This window comes from Pseudomonas sp. SZ40 (assembly GCF_052958135.1).
The window spans coordinates 22,084-37,136 of record NZ_JBQWIF010000013.1 but is presented as its reverse complement, the minus strand read 5'-3'; the positions used below and the strand labels follow the sequence as shown (position 1 = coordinate 37,136).

16 protein-coding genes are annotated in these 15,053 nt (G+C 63.2%); 12 read left to right on the top strand and 4 right to left on the bottom strand.

The annotated features are described in order from the left end of the window. Positions 1–23: 23 nt before the first annotated feature. Together ACT9T4_RS12565 and ACT9T4_RS12560 are read left to right on the top strand one after the other, a co-directional pair. Complete coding sequence (locus tag ACT9T4_RS12565) at positions 24–380, top strand: PilZ domain-containing protein (RefSeq protein WP_042556691.1); 357 nt, start codon at positions 24–26, stop codon at positions 378–380. A 92-nt stretch (positions 381–472) separates the two neighbouring features. Next, complete coding sequence (locus ACT9T4_RS12560; RefSeq protein WP_179537945.1) at positions 473–1,255, top strand: TatD family hydrolase; 783 nt, start codon at positions 473–475, stop codon at positions 1,253–1,255. Between the two features lie 219 nt (positions 1,256–1,474). Here ACT9T4_RS12560 and ACT9T4_RS12555 read toward each other — a convergent pair whose 3' ends face one another. After that, positions 1,475–2,608, bottom strand: coding sequence for an aminotransferase class V-fold PLP-dependent enzyme (locus tag ACT9T4_RS12555; RefSeq protein ID WP_042556689.1), 1,134 nt, complete (start codon positions 2,606–2,608; stop codon positions 1,475–1,477). A 74-nt stretch (positions 2,609–2,682) separates the two neighbouring features. On the opposite strand from ACT9T4_RS12555, the gene ACT9T4_RS12550 reads away from it, so the two are divergent. The 3 genes from ACT9T4_RS12550 (at position 2,683) to ACT9T4_RS12540 (ending at position 4,636) form a co-directional block, all read left to right on the top strand. Beyond that, entirely contained in the window at positions 2,683–3,321 is a 639-nt protein-coding gene (locus ACT9T4_RS12550) for a TetR/AcrR family transcriptional regulator (protein WP_027906448.1), read from the top strand. Between the two features lie 100 nt (positions 3,322–3,421). Beyond that, positions 3,422–4,027: a DUF4823 domain-containing protein gene (locus tag ACT9T4_RS12545; protein WP_499117228.1), complete on the top strand. Its 606-nt coding sequence runs from the start codon at positions 3,422–3,424 to the stop codon at positions 4,025–4,027. A gap of 42 nt (positions 4,028–4,069) precedes the next feature. Beyond that, on the top strand, positions 4,070–4,636 hold the full coding sequence (locus ACT9T4_RS12540) for a DUF1285 domain-containing protein (protein WP_499117226.1): 567 nt from the start codon (positions 4,070–4,072) through the stop codon (positions 4,634–4,636). Positions 4,637–4,817: 181 nt separating this feature from the next. Here the strand turns inward: ACT9T4_RS12540 and ACT9T4_RS12535 are convergent, their stop codons facing one another. Further along, positions 4,818–6,482, bottom strand: a complete 1,665-nt coding sequence (locus ACT9T4_RS12535; RefSeq protein WP_499117224.1) for an electron transfer flavoprotein-ubiquinone oxidoreductase — start codon at positions 6,480–6,482, stop codon at positions 4,818–4,820. 313 nt (positions 6,483–6,795) lie between these two features. Here ACT9T4_RS12535 and ACT9T4_RS12530 point away from each other — a divergent pair, with 313 nt between their 5' ends. Further along, positions 6,796–7,545, top strand: coding sequence for an electron transfer flavoprotein subunit beta/FixA family protein (locus ACT9T4_RS12530; RefSeq protein WP_042556685.1), 750 nt, complete (start codon positions 6,796–6,798; stop codon positions 7,543–7,545). After that, positions 7,546–8,475: an electron transfer flavoprotein subunit alpha/FixB family protein gene (locus ACT9T4_RS12525; protein ID WP_042556684.1), complete on the top strand. Its 930-nt coding sequence runs from the start codon at positions 7,546–7,548 to the stop codon at positions 8,473–8,475. A 10-nt stretch (positions 8,476–8,485) separates the two neighbouring features. On the opposite strand, the gene ACT9T4_RS12520 is transcribed toward ACT9T4_RS12525, so the two are convergent. Next, positions 8,486–9,442 (bottom strand): LysR family transcriptional regulator, encoded by a 957-nt coding sequence (locus ACT9T4_RS12520; protein WP_499117222.1) that lies wholly within the window; start codon positions 9,440–9,442, stop codon positions 8,486–8,488. Between the two features lie 88 nt (positions 9,443–9,530). Here ACT9T4_RS12520 and ACT9T4_RS12515 point away from each other — a divergent pair, with 88 nt between their 5' ends. Beyond that, positions 9,531–10,277, top strand: a complete 747-nt coding sequence (locus ACT9T4_RS12515; protein WP_499117220.1) for a sulfite exporter TauE/SafE family protein — start codon at positions 9,531–9,533, stop codon at positions 10,275–10,277. A gap of 55 nt (positions 10,278–10,332) precedes the next feature. Here the strand turns inward: ACT9T4_RS12515 and ACT9T4_RS12510 are convergent, their stop codons facing one another. Then, positions 10,333–11,286, bottom strand: a complete 954-nt coding sequence (locus ACT9T4_RS12510) for an alpha/beta fold hydrolase (protein WP_042556681.1) — start codon at positions 11,284–11,286, stop codon at positions 10,333–10,335. Positions 11,287–11,384: 98 nt separating this feature from the next. Between ACT9T4_RS12510 and ACT9T4_RS12505 the strand changes: the two genes are divergently transcribed. The 4 genes from ACT9T4_RS12505 to ACT9T4_RS12490 all read left to right on the top strand — a co-directional run bounded on the left by ACT9T4_RS12505 (position 11,385) and on the right by ACT9T4_RS12490 (position 15,039). Continuing rightward, positions 11,385–12,218: a substrate-binding periplasmic protein gene (locus ACT9T4_RS12505; RefSeq protein ID WP_042556680.1), complete on the top strand. Its 834-nt coding sequence runs from the start codon at positions 11,385–11,387 to the stop codon at positions 12,216–12,218. Between the two features lie 90 nt (positions 12,219–12,308). Continuing rightward, on the top strand, positions 12,309–12,581 hold the full coding sequence (locus ACT9T4_RS12500; RefSeq protein WP_179540036.1) for a DUF4398 domain-containing protein: 273 nt from the start codon (positions 12,309–12,311) through the stop codon (positions 12,579–12,581). After that, positions 12,578–13,387: an OmpA family protein gene (locus tag ACT9T4_RS12495; RefSeq protein ID WP_042556678.1), complete on the top strand. Its 810-nt coding sequence runs from the start codon at positions 12,578–12,580 to the stop codon at positions 13,385–13,387. Before ACT9T4_RS12500 ends, ACT9T4_RS12495 begins: the two co-directional genes overlap by 4 nt. 209 nt (positions 13,388–13,596) lie before the next feature. Then, positions 13,597–15,039 carry an aminotransferase-like domain-containing protein gene (locus tag ACT9T4_RS12490; protein WP_042556721.1) on the top strand — a complete coding sequence of 481 codons (1,443 nt, stop codon included), beginning with the start codon at positions 13,597–13,599 and terminating at the stop codon, positions 15,037–15,039. The last annotated feature ends 14 nt before the right edge of the window (positions 15,040–15,053 follow it).

Sequence of the window (15,053 nt, the reverse complement as noted above, 5' to 3'; positions counted from 1 at the left end):
CGTTTCGACATCAGGAATCACGCATGAGCTTGCCACCCAATCTGGGGCCCCGTAACGGCATCCTGTCCCTGACCATCAAGGACAAATCCGTGCTCTATGCCGCCTACATGCCCTTCATCAAGAATGGCGGCCTGTTCATTCCCACGAACAAGAGCTACAAGCTCGGCGATGAAGTGTTCATGCTGCTCAACCTGATGGACGAGCCGGAAAAGATCCCGGTCGCCGGCAAGGTGGTGTGGATCACTCCGAAGGGCGCCCAGGGCAACCGCGCTGCAGGCGTGGGCGTACAGTTCAACGAGGGCGACAACACCGCTCGCAACAAGATCGAGACCTACCTGGCAGGCGCCCTCAAGTCCGATCGCCCCACCCATACGATGTAACGACGGCAAGCAGGTGGTCACGGATGATCGGCAGGCCTCGCCGTCTGCCTGATCCCGTGCGTCGCCACGCTTGCCGCTCGAGGCTCTGATTTATGCTCATAGATTCCCACTGCCACCTCGATCGTCTCGACCTGGCCGCCCGCGGCGGTTCGCTGGACGAAGCACTGGCAGCCGCCCGCGCTCGTGGTGTCGGCCACTTCCTGTGCATTGGCGTGAGTGCCGATAACGCTGCCACCGTGCGCGAATTGGCGCAGCGCTACGCCGACGTCGACTGCTCCGTCGGCATCCATCCGCTCGATCTCGAGCCAGGCAGCGCACCGGCGCTGGACTGGCTGCTCACCGAGCTGGACCACCCAGGGGTGGTCGCCATCGGTGAAACCGGCCTGGACTATCACTACGAACCGGAAGCGGCTGAGCTGCAACAGGAGGCTTTCCGCCTGCACCTGCAAGCCGCTCAGATCACCGGCAAACCGGTGATCGTGCATACCCGCGAGGCCCGTGCCGACACCCTGACGCTGCTGCGCGAGGCGGCGCTGCCCCAGGGCGGCGTGCTGCACTGTTTTACCGAGGACTGGGAGATGGCCAGGGCGGCCCTGGATATCGGCTTCTACATTTCGCTGTCCGGTATCGTCACCTTCCGCAATGCCGATGCATTGCGCGAAGTCGCCCGTCAGGTGCCCGCCGATCGCCTGCTTGTGGAGACCGATTCCCCTTATCTGGCGCCCATTCCCCATCGTGGCAAGCCAAACCTGCCGGAGTACGTGCGTGATGTCGCCGAGTACCTGGCGGTGTTGCGTGGTGTCAGTTACGAAGAGCTGGCGCGGCAGACGGGGGAGAACTTCAAGCGCCTGTTCCCGCTGGCCCGGGTGGCCTGAGTCGTCGCCACCGGGATCGCGCGCAAAAAAAACCCGGTTTCGCGCAGAAGCCGGGTCAAGACCTTTAGGAGTCAAGCGAAGTGCGCGGTCCTCGGCACTCCGGCCGCTGCGACACTTGGGGGGGTATGTCGCACCGGTATCTGAAGTATTGGCCATGTGCGGCAGACGTCCATCCCCGCCTTTAAACGGATTTGGAATACTTTTCCCGCTGCTGAGTGCTTATTCGCTGGCAAGCTGACGCAGCAGCTTCAGGGTGTGCTCGATGATCCGCGGCTCGGTGTAGAAGTGCGGCGACAAGCGGATACCCCCACCGCGCTGAGCGCAGATGATCTGTTCGCGCTTGAGACGTTCGTGCAGCGCGCGATTGTCCCAGCCATCCATGGCGAAGGTCAGGATGCCGGCGCGCTTTTCGCGCTCGACGATGCTGCGCATCTGCACCCCCGGGATGTCCCGCAGGCCGTCGAGCAGCCACTGCACGCGCTCGTGCACCGCCTGCTCGACGTGTGCCATGCCGACCTCCTCGAGCAGCGAAAGGCTCGCTTCCAGCGCCATGGCGCCGAGCATGTTGGGGCTGCCGCATTCGAAGCGTCTGGCGCTGCGGGCCGGCTGCCAGTCGTCACGGTCGTAGTCGCCAGCGTGCTCGAGCATGTGCCAGCCGTATTCGTGCAGGGTCAACTGCTCGCGCAGGTCCTGACGGCAATAGAACACGCCCAGGCCTTCAGGGCCGAGCAACCACTTGTGGCCGTCGGCCATGGCAAAGGCGCAGCCACTGCTTTGCACATCCATGCTCATGGCACCCAGCTGCTGGATGGCATCGACGCAGAGCAGAACGCCGCGCTGCCTGCAGCCGGCTCCCAGGCGATCGAGGTCCAGGCGCAACCCGCTGGCGTATTGCACCGCACTGATGGCCATCAGGCGGGTGCGCGGCGTACAGGCGGCGAGCAGGGCGCTTTCGGCATCGCCGTCCTGCAGGTCGACCTGGACGACTTCAACGCCCTGCGGGCGCAGCGCTTCCCAGACGATGCGGTTGGATGGGAACTCCTCGGTGCTGATGATGACCTGGTCACCGTCGCGCCAGTCCAGGCCGAAGGCCACGAACGACAGGGCTTCCGAGGTGTTCTTGAGCAGCGCGATGTCGGCTCGCGAGGGGGCGTTTAGCAGGCGCGCCAGGCGCTCGCGCAGGCGCCGTTCTGTTTCCAGCCATTGCGGATAATCACGGGCGCCGGTGGTGATGTTCTCCCGGGCGAAGCGTTCTACGGCCCGTGCGGTGCGTGCCGGCCAGGGGGCGACCGCAGCGTGGTTCAGGTAGTAGAGATCGTCCGGTTGGGGAAACTCGTCGATGATGGCATTCATGAGCGCGTGATCCGTGCAATTTGGCGTTAGTTAGGCATAATACCGGACTTGAATTACGACCTTGTCATTTCCTTATGCAGAAAGAACCCCGCAAGATCCGTGAGTTTCGCCGCCGCGAGCAGGAGATTCTCGACATCGCTCTGAAACTCTTCCTCGAGCAGGGCGAGGACAGCGTGACCGTGGAGATGATTGCCGACGCTGTGGGTATCGGCAAAGGCACCATCTACAAGCATTTCAAGTCGAAGGCGGAGATCTACCTGCGGCTGATGCTCGACTACGAGCGTGATCTGAACGAGTTGCTGCATTCGTCCGATATCGACCGTGACAAGGAAGCGCTGTCGCGGGCCTATTTCGAATTCCGCATGCGCGACCCGCAACGCTACCGGCTGTTCGATCGCCTGGAAGAGAAGGTGGTCAAGGGCAATCAGGTACCTGAGCTGGTGGAGCAGCTGCACAGCATCCGCGCCTCCAACTTCGAGCGCCTCACCCAGTTGATCAAGGGGCGTATCGCCGAGGGCAAGCTCGAAGACGTACCCCCGTACTTCCACTATTGCGCTGCCTGGGCACTGGTGCATGGGGCCGTGGCGCTCTATCACTCGCCGTTCTGGAGCAATGTGCTGGAAGATCAGGAAGGCTTCTTCCAGTTCCTGATGGATATCGGCGTGCGCATGGGCAACAAGCGCAAGCGAGACAGCGAGACGCCTCCCGCCTGACCCCTCCGGCCGATTCGGGCGACGAGTGAGCCGACTGGCGCGAAACCTGCTTGGAGCAGTCATTCGCCGGTTTTCCGTCGCCGGTCTCGGGAGAGTTCACATGCGTAATCTTTTCGCCCTGGCCCTATTGCTGAGCCTTACTGGCTGCATGAATGTCAGCGACATGGCCGATGGCGCCACCTACCACCTGCGTGACGCGGGCGTGCTGGATCACAGCAAGGTGCGGCGCTCGGCGTCCTGGCGGCTGCAGGGTGACTCGTTCATCTACATCGCTCAGGGCCACTTCGCGCCAAGTGGCAAGCACGCCTATCCGCGGCCCAACGTGGTGGCCGAGGAAGCGTTCCGCGGTTTCGTCGAATACTTTCCCATGGTACGTCGCGCCAAGGCGCCTGTCGGCCTGGATGAGGCGCTGGGCGAAGCCCGCGCCGCCGGTGCCCACTATCTGCTCTACACCCGTTTCGCCTATGCCGATGACCGCATCGGCACCATGGAGGAGTGGGAAGATCAGGAGGCCTTCGATCGTCTCGGTACCGACCGCAGCGTGCTGCAGTTGATGCTGATCGAAACCAACACCCGCTATCTGGTGGACACCGCGCGAATTCACAGTCGTGGCGGATTCCTGACGTTCTACGACGCCAGGCCCGAAGACCTGATCCGGGCGCCGCTCGAGGATTATGCGCGTACACTGCTCGGATTCAGTCGTTGAGGGCACTGCCGCCTGGTGCTCCTCGGAGCGTGAGGAAGGGTAATGAGTGAACGCGACAAGGCCGGCGATCTGCTGGCGCAGATTCCGCCAGCAGGCAGCAAGGGCATGCCGCCGGTGCATCTGTGGAATCCCGATTTCTGCGGCGATATCGATATGCGTATCGCCCGCGACGGCTCATGGTTCTACATGGGTACGCCCATCGGTCGGCCAGCCATGGTGCGGCTGTTCTCGACGATCATTCGCCGTGATGGCGACGACTACTTTCTGGTCACGCCGGTAGAGAAGGTCGGCATCAAGGTCGATGACGCGCCTTTCGTGGCAATCTCCGTGCAGGTGACGGGGCAGGGTGAAGGGCAGGTGCTGCGCTTCGTCAGCAATGTCGGCGACGAGGTCGAGGCGGGTGATGAGCATCCGTTGCGGGTCGAGCTGGACGCGCAGACTCAGGAACCATCGCCCTACGTGCACGTGCGCGCCAACCTGGACGCGCTGATCCATCGCAACGTTTTCTACCAGTTGGTCGAGTTGGCGCAAGCCCGTGAAATCGACGGCCAGCCATGGCTGGGCGTGTGGAGTGGTGGCGTGTTCTTTCCCATCGGGCCGCTGGACTAGGGCCCATGAAAAAGGCTCCCGTGGGAGCCTTTCAATAGCCAAGATTTGTGCACGATCTAGCGAGCTAGAGCCCTGCAAGGCAAAAACAGGCGAGGAAGCGGAGTTTACGAGTTGTAAATGAGCATTCCGAGCCTGTTTTAAACGCTGCAGGGCCGACGCGCAGCAGATTGTGCGCAGATCCTTACATGTTGGGGTAGTTAGGCCCACCCGTCCCTTCCGGCGCCACCCAGGTGATGTTCTGGGCCGGGTCCTTGATGTCGCAGGTCTTGCAGTGCACGCAGTTCTGCGCGTTGATCTGGAAGCGCTTGCTGCCATCGTCGTTGGCGACCACTTCGTACACGCCGGCCGGGCAGTAGCGCTGCGCCGGTTCGTCGTACAGCGGCAGGTTCTTGTCGATCGGAATGCTCGGGTCGGCCAGCTTGAGGTGGCAGGGCTGCTCCTCTTCGTGGTTGGTGTTGGACAGAAACACCGAGCTCAGTTTGTCGAAGCTGAGCTTGCCGTCCGGTTTCGGGTAGTCGATCTTCTTGCTCTGGGCCGCAGGCTTGAGGCAGGCGTAGTCCGGCTTGTCGTCGTGCAGGGTGAAGGGCAGCTTGCCGCCGAACAGGTTCTGGTCGACCCAGTTGATGCCGCCACCGACCACGGCGCCGTACTTGTGGATCGCCGCGCCGAAGTTGCGGCTGCGGAACAGTTCGTCGTACAGCCAACTGGCCTTGAAGGCGTCGACGTAGTTGCCCAGCTCGTCGCCACCCTGACGGCCAGCGGCCAGGGCCTCGGCGATGGCCTCGGCAGCCAGCATGCCGGATTTCATGGCGGTGTGGCTGCCCTTGATCTTGGCGAAGTTGAGGGTGCCGAGATCGCAGCCGATCAGGGCGCCACCTGGGAATACCATCTTCGGCAGCGAGTTCAGGCCGCCCTTGGCAATGGCGCGGGCGCCGTAGGCGACACGCTTGCCGCCTTCCAGGTATTGCTTGAATACCGGGTGGTGCTTGAGGCGCTGGAACTCGTCGAACGGCGACAGGTGCGGGTTCGCGTAGCACAGGTCGATGATCAGGCCGACCACCACCTGGTTGTTTTCCAGGTGATAGAGGAAGGAGCCGCCGGTGTTCTCGGTGCCCATGATGTCCATCGGCCAACCGGCGGTGTGCACCACCAGGCCTTGCTGGTGCTTGCTCGGGTCGATGTCCCAGATTTCCTTGATGCCGATGCCGTAGTGCTGGGCGTCGGCTTCGCTGTCGAGGTTGTATTTCTTGATCAGTTGCTTGCCAAGGTGGCCACGGCAGCCTTCGGCGAACAGCGTGTACTTGGCGCGCAGTTCCATGCCGGGGGTGTAATAGCCTTCCTTGGGGTTGCCTTCGCGGTCGACGCCCAGGTCGCCGGTGACGATGCCGCGAACCACACCGCTTTCATCGATCAGCGCTTCCTGAGCGGCGAAACCCGGGTAGATTTCCACGCCGAGATTCTCCGCCTGCTGGGCCAGCCAGCGGCACAGATTGCCGAGGGAGATGATATAGTTGCCTTCGTTGTGCATGGTCTTGGGCACGAAGAAGCCCGGAACCTTGACGGAGCTGTCGGCATCTTTCAGCACGTAGATGTCGTCGCCTTTGACCGGCGTATTCAGCGGCGCGCCCAGTTCCTTCCAGTCGGGGAACAGTTCGTCCAGGGCGCGTGGCTCGAAGACCGCGCCGGAAAGGATGTGGGCACCCACTTCGGAGCCTTTCTCGACCACGCAGACGCTGATTTCCTGGCCAGCCTCGGCGGCCTTCTGCTTCAGACGGCAAGCGGCGGACAGGCCGGCAGGGCCAGCGCCGACGATGACGACGTCGAACTCCATAAATTCGCGTTCCACGGGCTATCTCCTCATCAAGGCTCTCTAATTTTTCATGGCGAGCCAGCAACCTTCCCAAGGCACGCTCGCGCAGTATATAGCCAGCCTCGATTAGGGCCAATACAAACGTTTGTTTGAATTTTCTGTAGGCCTGCTAGAATCGAGCTACAACACGAATGGCTCGCAGCCAGGGCGTATTGACCGAGCCAGGTGTGACGGTCAAGATACGGGCGGTTTTGCGCTCGCCGCCTGAGCTATGGTGTCTGCTTGTCTGCATCACCCGCATGCTCGCTTCTGGCGACATTCCTATTCACCGGAGAGTAACGAGGAATCCATGAAGGTTCTTGTAGCTGTCAAACGAGTGGTCGATTACAACGTCAAGGTTCGCGTCAAACCGGACAACAGTGGCGTCGATCTTGCCAACGTCAAGATGTCGATGAACCCTTTCTGCGAAATCGCCGTTGAAGAGGCCGTGCGCCTGAAAGAGAAGGGCGTCGCCAGTGAAATCGTGGTCGTCTCCATCGGCCCTGCCCAGGCGCAGGAACAACTGCGTACCGCACTGGCACTGGGCGCCGATCGCGCCGTGCTGGTCGAGTCGGCCGAAGAGCTGAACTCCCTGGCGGTCGCCAAGCTGCTCAAGGCAGTGGTCGACAAGGAGCAGCCGCAGCTTGTCATCCTCGGCAAGCAGGCCATCGACAGCGACAACAACCAGACCGGCCAGATGCTGGCTGCGCTGACCGGCTACGCCCAGGGTACCTTCGCCTCCAAGGTGGAAGTCAGCGGCGACAAGGTCAACGTCACCCGTGAGATCGACGGCGGTCTGCAAACCGTTGCGCTGAACCTGCCGGCCATCGTCACCACCGACCTGCGCCTGAACGAGCCGCGTTACGCCTCGCTGCCGAACATCATGAAGGCCAAGAAAAAGCCGCTGGAAACCCTGACCCCTGACGCGCTGGGCGTTTCCACTGCCTCCACCGTCAAGACCATCAAGGTCGAAGCGCCAGCTGCACGCGGTGCGGGTATCAAGGTCAAGTCGGTTGCCGAACTGGTCGAGAAACTGAAAACCGAAGCGAAGGTGATCTAAATGACTATCCTGGTTATCGCTGAACACACCAATTCCGCGCTGGCACCAGCGACCCTCAACACCGTCGCTGCCGCACAGGCCATCGGTGGCGACATCCACGTACTGGTCGCCGGCCAGGGTGTTGGCGCTGCCGCTGAAGCGGCTGCCAAGATCGCTGGCGTCGCCAAGGTGCTGGTTGCCGACAATGCCGCATTCGCTCATCAGTTGCCGGAAAACGTCGCGCCGCTGGTTGCCGAGCTCGGCAAGGCCTACAGCCACGTCCTGGCTGCCGCCACCAGCAACGGCAAGAACATCCTGCCGCGCGTCGCTGCACAGCTGGACGTCGACCAGATCTCCGAGATCGTCTCCGTGGAGAGCCCGGACACCTTCAAGCGTCCGATCTACGCCGGTAACGCCATCGCTACCGTGCAATCCTCCGCAGCCGTGAAAGTGATCACCGTGCGTGCCACCGGTTTCGACGCCGTGGCGGCCGAAGGCGGTTCCGCTGCCATCGAGAACGTTTCGGCAGGCGGCGATGCCGGCAAGTCGGCGTTCGTCGGTGAGGAGCTGGCCAAGTCCGATCGTCCGGAACTGACCGCTGCCAAGATCGTGGTCTCCGGTGGCCGCGGCATGCAGAACGGCGACAACTTCAAACACCTGTACACCCTGGCCGACAAGCTCGGTGCAGCGGTCGGTGCTTCCCGTGCCGCGGTCGACGCCGGTTTCGTGCCGAACGACATGCAGGTCGGCCAGACCGGCAAGATCGTCGCTCCGCAGCTGTACATCGCGGTCGGCATCAGCGGTGCCATCCAGCACCTGGCTGGCATGAAGGACTCCAAGGTGATCGTCGCGATCAACAAGGACGAAGAAGCACCGATCTTCCAGGTTGCCGACTATGGCCTGGTCGCCGATCTGTTCGAAGCCGTCCCGGAGCTGGAAAAGCTGGTCTGATCCAGCTGTTTCAGCACCCAGAGAACCCGCTCATTCGAGCGGGTTTTTTATTGCCTGCCAGCCCTCGGGCAAGGGCGGCTTCGGCGGTGACGCCAAGGTGCAGGAGCAGGCTGCGCATGGGCGGGGACAGCGCCTGCCAGGAACCGAAGCAGAGGCACAACTGACGGCGTGCCCAGTCATCGCTCAGGGATACCGTCCGCAATCCGTGGCGGCGCCGGTAGCGGCTGGCGGTGGTCAGTGGGACGATGCCCAGGCCGACACCATGGGCGACCATCTGGCACAGGCCCTCGAAGGTTTTCAGGCGAATGCGCAGGGTCAGCTCACCGCCAGCCGAGCGGGCGTGATCGAGGATGTGGTCCTGCAAGGCATTACCTGCTGCCAGGCCGACGAAGGGCTCGTCGAGCACATCGGCCAGTTGCAGCGTGGTCTGGTCTGCCAGGCGGTGCTCGGTAGGCATGATCAGAACCAGATGATCCTTCGCCACAGGCTGCATGTGCAGGCCCTGGGCCTCGACGGCGTCGGACACGATACCGGCTTCGGCCAGGCCGCTGCCGATGAGCCCGACGATCTCGGCGCTGGTGCGCTCCTTGAGTTCGAGGTGCAGCCCTGGGCGCTGGGCCAACCAGGGAGCGAGTCGGGGAGGGAGGAAGTCGGTCAGCGCCGCGGTATTGGCATACAGATGCAGTGTGCCCCGCGCGCCGTTGGCGAAGTCACGCAACTCGTCCTGAAGCAGCGACTGCTGGTCGAGGATCAGGCGGCCATGGTGCGCCAGGGCTTCACCTGCTTCGGTCGGCGCTACGCCCCGCGGCAGGCGCAGTAGCAGCGCCACACCAGCATCGCGCTCGAGGTTGCGCAGCCGCTCGCTGGCCGAGGCCAGGGCAAGGTTCGCCAGGGTTGCACCGCGGGTGATGCTGCCCGCCTCCAGCACGCACAAGAAGAGGCGCAGGTCGGCCAGATCCGGTCGCATGTCAGCGCTCCTCAGCCTTCGGAAAAACCAGAGGATACGATGAAAGATCCTGATTGTGCGAAAGCGCTCTGACAGGCCAAATGGGCGCATGAACGAATCCTTGTTCCTGTTGCTACCGCTGATGTTGATCTTCCTCGTGGCCGGAGTGGTCAAGGGCGTGACGGGCATGGGCCTGCCCACGGTTGCCATGGGCCTGATGGTGACCTTCATGTCGCCAGCGGCGGCTGCGGCCCTGCTGGTCATCCCCTCGCTGGTCAGCAACCTCTGGCAGAGCCTGGCGGGCCCGGCGACGGTGAGTCTGTTGCGCCGCCTGTGGCCGATGGCGCTGGGTATCCTGCTGGGCACCCTGAGCAGTACGGCACTGCTGGTGCGGGTCGATCCATCCTGGTCTGCCTTCGGGCTGGGGTGCGCGCTGCTGGCCTACGCCAGCTATGCCCTGGTGTCTCCGGCCGTCTCGGTACCCGCGCGATGGGAGCGAACGCTGTCGCCGCTGGTGGGGATCGTCACTGGGCTGATCACCGGGGGCACCGGGGTTTTCGTGATGCCCGCGGTTCCCTATCTGCAGGCGCTGCGCCTGAGCAAGGACGAACTGGTGCAGGCGCTAGGCCTGTCCTTCACGGTGTCGACCCTGGCGCTGGCGGGCGGTTTGCTGTTGCAGGGAGCCTTTCGCGTCGACCAGTTGGGTGTGTCTTCGCTGGCGGTCATCCCGGCGCTGCTGGGGATGTGGCTGGGGCAGTCGATTCGTGCGCGCCTGAGTCCAAGGCATTTCCGTCTGTGCTTCCTGTGGTTTCTGCTGATTCTGGGGCTCGAGCTGATCTCGCGGCCTTTCTTCTGACGGCAGGAGACGATCCATTCGCTGTCTCGCCGGAACAGGCTGGTTACGCGTCCGGCTACTGTTTCGTGGCCGTGGCCTGTGCCCCATGGGTACCGACGAATTGCAGGTACTGGGCCGCGGTTTCTTCGGGGCGCTCGAGCATCGGCGCGTGACCGCAGCCCTTCATGATCACTACGCTCGGGTCTGCCAGCAGCGGCTTCATCACCTCGATGCTGGATACGTCCAGAATGCGATCCTGATCGCCCCAGAGCAGCAGCGTGGGGGCGCTGATTCGTGGCAGTTCGGGCTCGAGGGGCAGGTAGCGTTGGCGCAGGTGGTCGAAAACCACGCGCTGATGGGCGCTGTCGTCGACGGCACGTTGCGCCAGGTACTGATGGATGCGCTCCGGCAACTGGGGCGGGGCGACGAACAGCCAGTCGAGGAGCTGATCGAACTGCAGCGTGCTTTCCACCACAAGGGGGTTGTCGCCGCGCTCCTCCAGACCTCGAAAGAAGTCGCTACGCCGTGGCGCATCGATGCCGGCATTGGCCATCAGGGCCAGGCTGGTGACCTGCTCCGGGTAGCGGGCCGCATAGAGCGCTGCGATATGCCCGCCCATGGAGTGGCCAACCAGATGCAGGCGTCTTATCGACAGTGCATCGACAAAGGCTGCCAGGCGCTCGGCCTGGGTGCCGACATCGTAGCTGCCGTGCGGCCGGCCACTGTCGCCGAAGCCGGGCAGGTCCACGGCAATCACGTGATAGCGCTCGGTTAGATCCCGGGCGAACCACAGCCAGGTGCTCTTGTCGGCACCGAAACCGTGAACCAGCAGCACGGTCTCGGCACCTTGCGGGCCACCTTCGTAATAACTGACGTTCAGGTCGTTGACGCTGACGCTGCGCTCGTGCAGCCCGGCGCGCCACTGCTCGATGGATTGATAGGCCGTCAATTGCGCCGCGGGCGACAGGTAGAGCACCGCGCCTGCGGCGAGGGCGATGACGACGAATACGGCGAGAATCATTTTCTTCATGCGGCGTTTATCGCTGAATATCGAAGGAGTATGAGCTAGCATGTCACGAATCTTGTGCCGGTGGCTGTCCGGCCGATATCTGAATCGAGAGAGTGCCAATGGGTGAGCGAGGTTTGATCAGGTCAGCTGTGCTGTTGCTTGCCGGCTCGCTGCTGGCCGGTGGTGCGCAGGCTGCCGGCAAATGCGAGCGACTGGTCGCGACCGGCAACCCCGAGTACCCGCCTTACCTGTGGCGTGACCCGCAGAACCCGGGGCAACTGATCGGTGCCACCGTCGACCTGCTCAAGGCGGTTTCCGAGGAGCTCGGTGTCGGCATCGAGGTGGTCTACGCGGGGCCGTGGTCGAGGGCGCAGGAGGATGTGCGAACCGGGCGTATCGACATGCTCGCCGGCGCCTTCCTGACCGTATCACGGCTGGAAAGCATGGACTTCGTTCACCCAGCTTTCCTGTCGACGCCGAGCGTGGTCTGGGTGCGCAAGGGCAGCGATTTCCCGTATGCCGGCTGGGCCGATCTGCAGGGGCGTACCGGTGACACGCTGGTCAACAACAGCTTCGGGCAGACGTTCGACACCTATGCCAAGGACAACCTGACCCTCGAAGGGGTTTCCAGCCTGACCCAGGCGTTCCAGAAACTGTTGCTGGGGCGTACCGACTACGTGCTCTACGAGCGCTATCCGGGGCAGGCGCTGGCTTCGACCCTGGGCCTGCAGGACGATCTGCAGGTGCTCGATCCGCCGGTTTCCAGCGAGGGGCTGCACCTGGCGCTGTCGCACAACTCGGCGTGCAACGACCCCTGGCTGCGCGGACAGCTGGCCAGAAAAATGACAGAATTCACCGCCGCTGGCGTGCCGCAAACCCTTCTGCAACGCAACTTGCAGCGCTGGAAGGAACAACAGCCGCAACCCGCTGCCAGTAGTGTTCCGAATCAGTAGGACGTACCTGTGATCTATCGATATACCGGCGCCGCGCTGGCGCTGCTGTTGCTTCAAGGCTGTGCCACTGACCCTGCACCTTCGGAGCAGATGCGCCTCACCGAACAGGTGATCGAGCAGGCCCGTACCGTGGCTGCCGGCGAAACCGTCGCCGAGCTCACCCAGGCCGAGGACAAGCTTGCCCGGGCACGTTCGGCCATGGACGAGGAGGCGTACCGCACTGCTCGTGTTCAGGCCGAACAGGCCGAGCTGGATGCGCGCCTGGCCGAGGCTCGGGTGCTGACGCTGCGCAGCCAGGCGCAATTGACCGAGCTGAACCGCCATATCAAGCGGCTTCGCGATCAGTTGGGAGCCATGCCATGAGCCTGTCGCGGATGAGTGCCGTGGCGCTGGTTGGCGCCGTTCTGAGCGGTTGCGCCGGTTTCGATGACCAGCACAGCGCTGCGCTCGACGCTGCCCGTAGCAGCTTCCAGTCGGTCAGGGAGGATCCTCAGGTGCTGCGTAGCGCGCCCAAGGATGTCATTCGTGCCGGCGAGTCTCTTGGGCGTGCCGAGCGCTTGTCCGGCTATTGGGGCAGCGGTGACGACGTCGCCCATTACGCCTACCTGAGCCAGCGCTACAGCGAGATTGCCCGTGAGCATGCGCAGCTCGCTCTGGATCAGGAGCGTGCTGCACGCCTGGAGCTCGAGCGTCAGCGGCTGCAACTGGCGCTGCGTGAAGCCAAGCTGACCAGCGTGCAGGAGCAGAATGCCTGGCTCGAAGAGCAGATCGTCAGCCTGGCCACTGCGCAGACCGACCGCGGTCTGGTGATGACCCTCGGCGACGTGCTGTTCGACGCGGGCGAAGCGCACCTCAAGACCAGCGCCAATCGCACCGTGTTGAAGCTCGTGCAGTTTCTGCAGCTGAACCCGCGCCGCGTGCTGCGCATAGAGGGTTACACCGACAGCAGCGGCAAGCGCGAGGAAAATCTGCAGCTGTCTCGGGATCGCGCGCAGACCGTCGCCGATGCGCTGATCGATCTGGGCATCGATGCCGGGCGCATCGAGGTGCAAGGCTTTGGCGAGAGCTTCCCGGTGGCTGAAAACGCTTCGGCCAAGGGCAAGGCGCAGAACCGTCGCGTCGAGATCGTGTTCTCCGATGAGCAGGGGCGGCTGGGCGCGACTCGCTAGAGACCATGGCGCAGGACCCCGCTGCTGACTGCCAGTGCGGGGTTTTTCATGACCGTCTGCGCTGGCTTCTACCCTCGGGTCGTCATCAGCGGCCTGGAAAGATCATTCCCGAACCAAGCGGCTGTATCGTCGAGATATTTCAGGGCTGTACCGGTACAGAAACATTCAGTTGGAGTACTGTTATGGTTCAGTCCCGGGATGAAGCGGCCATGACCAATCTGTTGCTCTATCAGCGTATCGCTCAGCAGCTGGCGGATGATATCCGTCGTGGCGTCTATCAGCCCGGTGAGCGGGTGCCATCGGTGCGCAAGCTCAGCGCCCAGCTCAGCGTCAGCCATGCCACGGTGCTGCAGGCCTATGCCAATCTGGAAGACCTGGGCCTGATTCGGGCACGTCCGCAGTCCGGCTTCTACGTGCACCAGACGCCTGCGCTGACTGCCGATACGCCGGATATCGCGCGGGTCGAACGGCCCGGCCTGGTGACGCGCAGCAGCATCATCAATCAGGTGCTCGGCGAAGCGCGCAGAGAAGGTGTGTTTCCCCTCGGGGCGGCGGTGCCTCATGTCGACTACCTGCCGGTTCGCGCCCTGCATCAGCAGCTTGCCAAGGTCACTCGCTTCCAGAGCCCGCGCGCCTTCAGCTACATGTTCAGCCCCGGTTTCGAACCGCTGCGCCGCCAGGTGGCGATCCGCATGCGCGATGCCGGTGTGCTGGTCGATCCCTCCGAAGTAGTGATCACCCACGGTTGCGTGGACGCCCTGCAGATGTCCCTGCGGGTGCTGACGCGCCCCGGCGACCTGATCGCCACCGAGTCGCCGACCTATTACGGTTTGCTGCAACTGGCCGATCTGCTCGGGCTCAAGGTCATCGAGATTCCCAGTGATCCCACCACCGGGATCAGCGTCGAGGCCCTGCAACTGGCTGCCAGCCAGTGGCCGATCAAGGCGCTGGTGCTTACTGCGCGCCTGAGCAACCCGCTGGGTGGCACCATTCCCGAGGCTCGGCAGAAACAGCTGCTGCGCCTGGCCAGCGACTTCGATATCCAGATCGTCGAGGACGACATCTACGGCGAATTGATGTTCGAACAGGGGCGCACCAAGGCGCTCAAGGCCGGGGATCTGGAAGGGCGTGTGGTGTATTGCTCGAGCTTTTCCAAAACCCTGTCGCCTGGGGTGCGCATCGGCTGGATCATTGCCGGCAAGTATCAGGACGAAATCCAGCGGCTGCAGATGTTCACCACCCATTCGGCCTGCAGCGTCACCCAGATGGCGGTGGCCGCTTACCTGGAAAATGGTGGCTACGACCGTCATCTCCGGCACATCCGTCAGGAATACCGCAAGAACCTGAGTGCCTTCCAGCTGGCGGTGCAGCAGTATTTCCCCGAGGGTACGCAGATTACCCGGCCCAATGGCGGCTTCATTCTCTGGGTCAGTCTGCCGGCGCGGGTCAACACCAAGGATCTGCACGTCAGCGCCTTGCAGCAGGGTATCAGCATCGCCCCGGGGCTGATCTTCAGCAACACCGAGCAGTTCAACCACTGCGTGCGCCTCAACTGCGGGATCCCCTGGAACCGCGAAGCGGAGCGCGCCCTGATGACCCTCGGCATGCTGGCCAGCCAGCTCTGTCAGGAGGCAGCCGCCAGCAGCTTCTAGCGTTAACCCGAATC

Bases quoted from the DNA above. Each gene is read 5' to 3' on its own strand.
- ACT9T4_RS12530 (WP_042556685.1), top strand. From the start codon at position 6,796: ATGAAGGTTCTTGTAGCTGTCAAACGAGTGGTCGATTACAACGTCAAG.
- ACT9T4_RS12545 (WP_499117228.1), top strand. From the start codon at position 3,422: ATGCGTAATCTTTTCGCCCTGGCCCTATTGCTGAGCCTTACTGGCTGC.
- ACT9T4_RS12565 (WP_042556691.1), top strand. From the start codon at position 24: ATGAGCTTGCCACCCAATCTGGGGCCCCGTAACGGCATCCTGTCCCTG.
- ACT9T4_RS12490 (WP_042556721.1), top strand. From the start codon at position 13,597: ATGACCAATCTGTTGCTCTATCAGCGTATCGCTCAGCAGCTGGCGGAT.
- ACT9T4_RS12505 (WP_042556680.1), top strand. From the start codon at position 11,385: ATGGGTGAGCGAGGTTTGATCAGGTCAGCTGTGCTGTTGCTTGCCGGC.
- ACT9T4_RS12495 (WP_042556678.1), top strand. From the start codon at position 12,578: ATGAGCCTGTCGCGGATGAGTGCCGTGGCGCTGGTTGGCGCCGTTCTG.
- ACT9T4_RS12510 (WP_042556681.1), bottom strand. From the start codon at position 11,286: ATGAAGAAAATGATTCTCGCCGTATTCGTCGTCATCGCCCTCGCCGCA.
- ACT9T4_RS12520 (WP_499117222.1), bottom strand. From the start codon at position 9,442: ATGCGACCGGATCTGGCCGACCTGCGCCTCTTCTTGTGCGTGCTGGAG.
- ACT9T4_RS12525 (WP_042556684.1), top strand. From the start codon at position 7,546: ATGACTATCCTGGTTATCGCTGAACACACCAATTCCGCGCTGGCACCA.
- ACT9T4_RS12560 (WP_179537945.1), top strand. From the start codon at position 473: ATGCTCATAGATTCCCACTGCCACCTCGATCGTCTCGACCTGGCCGCC.
- ACT9T4_RS12550 (WP_027906448.1), top strand. From the start codon at position 2,683: ATGCAGAAAGAACCCCGCAAGATCCGTGAGTTTCGCCGCCGCGAGCAG.
- ACT9T4_RS12555 (WP_042556689.1), bottom strand. From the start codon at position 2,608: ATGAATGCCATCATCGACGAGTTTCCCCAACCGGACGATCTCTACTAC.
- ACT9T4_RS12500 (WP_179540036.1), top strand. From the start codon at position 12,309: ATGCGCCTCACCGAACAGGTGATCGAGCAGGCCCGTACCGTGGCTGCC.
- ACT9T4_RS12515 (WP_499117220.1), top strand. From the start codon at position 9,531: ATGAACGAATCCTTGTTCCTGTTGCTACCGCTGATGTTGATCTTCCTC.
- ACT9T4_RS12540 (WP_499117226.1), top strand. From the start codon at position 4,070: ATGAGTGAACGCGACAAGGCCGGCGATCTGCTGGCGCAGATTCCGCCA.